Below are 4,673 nucleotides of genomic sequence, written 5' to 3' on the forward strand. Positions count from 1 at the left end.
AGAAGTAAACTTAAAACCCAAACTTTCTTTTATTTTATTACTGCTGTATCGACTTATTTTCATTGATGAACGAGCCGTATCTTTAGTTAATGATGGTTGTTTTCCGGTAAAAAAAGAACTTATTTTAATCAATCGCCAACTCAATTCTATCATCCAAGGCTTAACAGCAATACTTGGTTCTGCTTTTCCGAGATAATGAGCCATAAGATTAAATAACTGCTTATAGCTAACATTTTCCGCGCTAAGAATAAACCGCTCTGAAGTAATATTACTCTCCATAAGCTCTATCATTGCGCGGCTTACATCTCTAACATAAACATAAGCATTTTCTCCAGAGGTATAAAATTTTATTCCTTTCCATATTAAAGAAAATAAAGCTGCGCTTCCGTTATTCCATTTTGCCGGACCAAGAATTACTGCCGGATTAACAATTACAGCATCTAATCCTTCTTCTATACCACGCCAAACTTCCAGTTCAGCTTTGTATTTGCTGATAGAGTATGGAGAACTTTTATCAGAATCTTTCCAAGGCGTATCCTCTGTGGCCTCCTCGTTTGCATCGGGTCGGCCAAGAGCAGCAATTGAACTTACATAGCACAGTTTTTCTATTTTATGATGCAAGGCGGCATTTACTACATTAGCCGTTCCCTTTACATTAATCTCCATCATTTTTCGATTATCTTTCTCTTGAAAAGAAACCATAGCCGCCACATGATACACTTGCTTTGCACCTTTAAAAGCATCTTCTAAAGAAAAATAGTCAGTAATATCTGCATCTACCCATTCTATTTTCTTAAACAGGCTTTCAGCATCATCAGAATAATAAGAAAAAGTTTTTTTTACTTGTTCAAGATCAGAGCTTTGTCTCTTAAGCGCGCGAATATGCTTGTGCTTTTTACATAAATCATAAAGCAAATGTGCACCTACTAATCCCGTTCCTCCAGTTACTACAATCATTGCGTAAAAATAGGGAATTTACCTGAGGACAAACAATAAGAGACTATATTTCCCCAAAAAGATTCAAGGCAATATTTATCTATTCCTTTTTGGCGACAGGCAAACTAAAGCTAAATACGGAACCTTGACCTAAAGTGCTTTCAACCTTAATATTTCCTCCTTGAATATCAACAAATTCCTTACAGAAAATTAATCCCATTCCTGTTCCTTTTTCGCCTTCCGTTCCTTCGGTACTATATTTATCTTTTATACTAAAAAGATTATTTAATGCTTTTTCCGGAATTCCAACTCCTGTATCTTTAATACTAATTTGAATAAAATCTCCATCTTGTTTTAATATCTTACTACTCAACTGTATTTCTCCTTTTTCGGGAGTAAATTTAATGGCATTTGAAAACAAATTTCGAAAAACCGTTCTAAGCATATTCTTATCGGCATAAACAAAATCATCTGTTTTGGATAGCTGTTCAATACTAATATTTTTCTTAGCCCAAGAATTAGAAGCAAAGTCAACTTCCTCATTAATAATATCACAAATATTAATTATTTCAGGATTAAAACTGATAGCTCCTGTTTGCACTTTTGCCCATTCCAACAAGTTTTTTAGCAAATCGATAGCACGAAAAGATGAGTTTCTTATTATTTTTATAATTTGAAGTATTTCCTCTTTTTCCATCTCCTCAAACTCATCAACTAAAATGCTGGAATAAGAGGCAATAGTGGAAACCGGAGTTTTAACATCGTGACCAATAATAGAAAAGAACTTGTCTTTGGTTTGATTTAGCTCGCGCAAGTCTTTTTCAGACTTAGCAATTTGAATATTACTAATCTCAACTATCCTCTCATTTATTATACTTTTAGCCGATTGCTTTATGGTTTCTAATAATTTCTCTTTCGAGAAAGGCTTTACAATATAACCATCTACACCTAAATCTATAGCTTGTAAAAAATACTCCGATTCAGAATATGCCGACATAACTAAACGGCGAAGATTTGGTTTTTGAGACTTCATTTTCTGAAGCATAGTAAGCCCGTCCATCCCCGGCATTCTAATATCAGTAACAACTAAATCTATATCTTTATTCCGAAAAATATTTAGTGCTTTTTGCGCATCATTTGCCAAATAAACTTGCTCGTAACGCCTGCCTATAATACTGTTAAGCGAATTAATAACATTCACTTCATCCTCTACTATTAAAATGCTAACTTCTTTATCTTTCATAAATTTTCACCATTTAAGTCAAGTGTAATTTTAAATTCCGCTCCCTGACGTTGATTTTGCACATGAATTTGTCCGTTCATTTGTTTTTCTACCATAGATTTTGTCATATACAAACCCAATCCACTACCTCTTTTTTTATCCTTAGTTGTAAAATACGGGTCAAATATTTTATCTATAATACTTCTTCCTATTCCCTTTCCATTATCCAGTACTCTTATGTAATAATTAGCTTTATCTTTTTCTAATTTAATCCAAATTTTAGGCTTTTTAATGCTACGCTCTATTAAAATATCGCGAGAATTATTTAACAGATTAAGTAAAATATGCGAAAGCATATTTGGATATCCAAATACTTCAAAATCATCATTACACATAAAGCGAATTTGAATATTATTCTTTTTAATTGTTCCCTCTGTAAACTGCATCAATTTCTCTATTAATTTTTTTGGAGAAAATGCTTCTTGTTTAAAATCATCGGTATGCATTTTACTAAAATCAGTAATTGTATCCGACATATATTTTAAACGCCGATAAACAATCTCTGTAGTTTTTTCAAAATATTCCTTATTCAAAACACCAAAGTTATAAGCATCTTCTAAATCGGTTATTAAAAGCGATACTTCATTTAATGGCTGTCGCCATTGGTGAGCAATATTTCCAATCATCTCTCCCAAAACAGCCGAGCGTGATTGCTGAATAAGCAGGTGGTCTTTATCTCTACTCTTTTCTAACTCTTCTTTTACTCTTTTTTCCAAATCTTGATTAATGAGTGCCAGTTGAGCCTTACTTTCTTCTAATGCTTTTTTGGCAATAATGTTTGAAGTAACATCTTGCATCGTTCCTATAACCTTTATTGGATTTCCTTTTTTATCAAATTCAAAATAGCCTTTTTCCTCAATATACTTTTGTTCTCCTTCAAAACTTATTATTCTGTAAGTAACAGAATATCCTCTTTTCTCTTTTAATGCTTGTTTAAAAATTTTATATTGATTATCAACATCTTCCGGATGTATTTGCTTGCGGTACTTTTCGAACGTTGGTTTTTTATCTTCAATATCAAAACCAAATATCCTATAAATCTGATCCGACCAATTAATATCTTTCGTTTTAAAATTAAATTCAAAATGCCCCACTTTAGCAATACGTTGCGCTTCTTTTAAATAATTCTTGCTTTTTTGAAGCTCTATTTCGACAAGCTTTCGTTCCGTAATATCTTGAGTCGTTCCTAAAGAACGCAATGGCTTTCCTTTTTTATCATAAACGGTATAGCCTTTTTCCTCAACATATTTTATTTTACCCTTTGGAGTAACTATTCTGTGTACAGTAAAGTTATCCGTCTTTTCAAAAATCGATTTTTTCCATGAATCTTCAACCTTATTTAAATCTTCAGGATAAATTAAACGTTTATAGTTTTCAAATGTCAACAAATAGCTTTTGTCTACTTCGAAATTATTATAGTTTTCATCTGACCAGTAAAATTTATCTTCCTCAAAAACATATTCCCAACTACCAACCTTTGCAATACCTTGAGCATCAATAAGTTTTTGTTCGTTTGCTTCCAATGCCCGTTTAGTAGCTTCACGTTCTGAGACATCATAAATGGTAATAAACAATTGCGATTCTGTATCCATTTTAATGGGTGAAACATAAATTTCAACTTCTCTACTTTCTCCTGAAGATAAACGATGCTTAAAAATAAATGTTTGCGCAGGTGAAGCCATTACTTGTTGTATCTTTTTATCAATTTCATCGGGAGGTAAAGTGTTTATATCATAGGTTTTAAGCTTTTTAAACTGCTCGCATGTGTATCCGTAGAATCGTAACGCAGCGGCATTGGCTTCAATAATTTGTTTGTTTTTTGGATCAACCTGAAGCATGGCTATTGTATTATTTTCAAAATAAGAACGGAATTTAGCTTCGCTACTCAGCATGGCCTTTTCTCTTTCTTTCTCTACCGAAATATCACGTATTGTTGTAATACGCGTATTCTTACCTTTATATATAAAAGAGCGACCATGGATCCGAACAGGAAAACGATGACCATCTTTATGAATAGCTAAAGAAGTGTAAGGTTCTTCATAATTATTTTGAATATTTCTTATTGCCTCTGCATGATACGCTTCATCAATTATAGATAAAACATGCTTACCTAAGACTTCTTTTCTTGTAAACCCAAACATTTGTAATGCCGTTTTATTCACTTCGACACAATGCTCGTCTACCGTAAAAAATACGGCTTCATTGCTTGCATTACTCAAAGCTTTAAATCTTTCTTCACTATTTAAAAGGGCGCATTCTTTTTCTTTTAAGGATGTAGTATTTTCATAAAAGGCAACAACTTCGCCACTTGATAATTTAAATATATCGTTATCGCGCCATTGCTTTTTTTTGTCTTTATCTTCCCAAGAGAATACAAATTTCTCAGATTCTCCACTTTTGAAAACCCGTCTGTAAACATCCATTATATTGGCAGAAGTGTATTGATAAACATCGG

Annotated in this window: 3 protein-coding genes; all 3 read right to left on the minus strand. The window is 32.7% G+C overall.

Features of this window, described 5'->3' with window-relative positions:
* The coding region (locus tag J7K39_10220) for an NAD-dependent epimerase/dehydratase family protein (protein ID MCD6180264.1) at positions 1–957 on the minus strand (957 nt) is incomplete at its 3' end.
* Between the two features lie 79 nt (positions 958–1,036).
* Positions 1,037–2,179, minus strand: a complete 1,143-nt coding sequence (locus J7K39_10225) for a hybrid sensor histidine kinase/response regulator (GenBank protein MCD6180265.1) — start codon at positions 2,177–2,179, stop codon at positions 1,037–1,039.
* Positions 2,176–4,673 (minus strand): PAS domain S-box protein (locus tag J7K39_10230; protein ID MCD6180266.1); only part of this gene is annotated, 2,498 nt, incomplete at its 5' end. The genes J7K39_10230 and J7K39_10225, both read right to left, overlap by 4 nt.

It is taken from the genome of Bacteroidales bacterium, assembly GCA_021157585.1.
GTDB lineage: Bacteria > Bacteroidota > Bacteroidia > Bacteroidales > UBA12170 > UBA12170.

Excerpts from the sequence above, each read along its gene's own strand:
- J7K39_10225 (MCD6180265.1), bottom strand. The coding sequence starts at position 2,179 with ATGAAAGATAAAGAAGTTAGCATTTTAATAGTAGAGGATGAAGTGAAT.